General features: G+C 47.4%; 1 protein-coding gene. It reads left to right on the top strand.

The annotated features are described in order from the left end of the window. Positions 1-77: 77 nt before the first annotated feature. The gene (locus tag WH37_RS33120; RefSeq protein WP_046234941.1) at positions 78-1,298 is read left to right on the top strand and encodes an IS256 family transposase; all 1,221 of its coding nucleotides are present in this window, start codon (positions 78-80) and stop codon (positions 1,296-1,298) included. Positions 1,299-1,341: the final 43 nt, after the last annotated feature.

Here is a 1,341-nt window from a genome sequence, read left to right as displayed (position 1 = left end):
GAGTCTGTAAAATATTCTGTGTAAACTCTCAAACCCTATTACAATAGAAGAAAGGCTGGTTTGAGAGGATGGCACCGATGGCGAGATTCAATAAGGAACAAGTGAAGGCATTTGTGAAGGAGAACAACCTCAAAACGATGGAAGATGTGCAGTCGGCCTTGAAGGAGCTATTTGCAGAGACGCTGCAATCCATGCTAGAGGCTGAGCTCGACACGGAGCTGGGCTATGAGAAGCATGATGTGAAAAGCAAAACGACACGCAATAGCCGAAACGGGAAAACGAAAAAGACAGTAACAAGTGAATACGGCGAGGTGGAGATTGCCGTCCCTCGCGATCGTCATGGCGAGTTTGAGCCCGTGATTGTGAAGAAGCATCAGTCCACCGTCACCGGTATTGAGGACCAAATCATCGCGATGTACGCGAAAGGTGTCAGTACGAGGGATATCCAAGATCACCTCCACCATCTATACGGAATAGACGTCTCTCCCACGATGATTTCGAACGTGACGAACAAAATCGTACCCCTTATTAAAGAATGGCAGAATCGGCCGCTGCAAGGCATCTACGCGGTCGTATTTATGGATGCGATTCATTACAAAGTGAAGCAAGACGGCGCCATTGTGAACAAGGCAGCCTACATGGTCATTGGCATTGATTTAGATGGCAACAAGGACGTATTAGGCATGTGGATTGGGGAGCACGAGTCCGCTAAATTTTGGCTCAGTGTGTTAAACGAGCTTAAAAACCGGGGTGTACAGGACATTCTGATCACCTGTGTGGATAACCTCACGGGCTTCTCTCAGGCCATCTCCGCCTGCTATCCAAACACCGAGATTCAGAAATGCATCATTCACCAAATCCGTAACTCCATCCGTTACGTCTCGTACAAGGATCTAAAAAAGGTAACGGTTGACTTAAAGCCGATCTACAAAGCGGTCACTGAAGAAGCAGCCTTACTCGAATTAGATCGCTTTGAAGAACAATGGGGAAGCAAATACCAGCTCATGGTGCGCTCTTGGCGTACCAACTGGGATGAACTCGCCACCTATTTCAAATATCCACCTGAGATTCGCAAACTCATCTATACGACCAATATGATCGAGAGCTACCACCGTCAGCTTCGGAAAGTGACAAAGGGAAAAAGCATTTTCCCCACCGACGAGTCCCTCCTCAAAATGCTTTATTTGGCAACCATGGACGTTACCCGAAAGTGGACAGGGCGTGTGCAGAATTGGGGACAAATGCTCCTCCAACTCTCCGTCTTTTTCCCTGAACGGATCAGTCAGCACCTGCGTTAACTTTTGCTTCAATAGAGTTTACACAAAATTGTTGACAGACCCT

It is taken from the genome of Paenibacillus algorifonticola, assembly GCF_000971975.1.
Taxonomy (GTDB): domain Bacteria; phylum Bacillota; class Bacilli; order Paenibacillales; family Paenibacillaceae; genus Pristimantibacillus; species Pristimantibacillus algorifonticola.
The sequence above is the reverse complement of the archived record's forward strand: the minus strand, read 5'-3'. Positions and strand labels throughout refer to the sequence as shown.

What these genes read in the sequence shown, in the direction of transcription:
- WH37_RS33120 (WP_046234941.1), top strand. Translation starts at nt 78, where the DNA reads ATGGCGAGATTCAATAAGGAACAAGTGAAGGCATTTGTGAAGGAGAAC.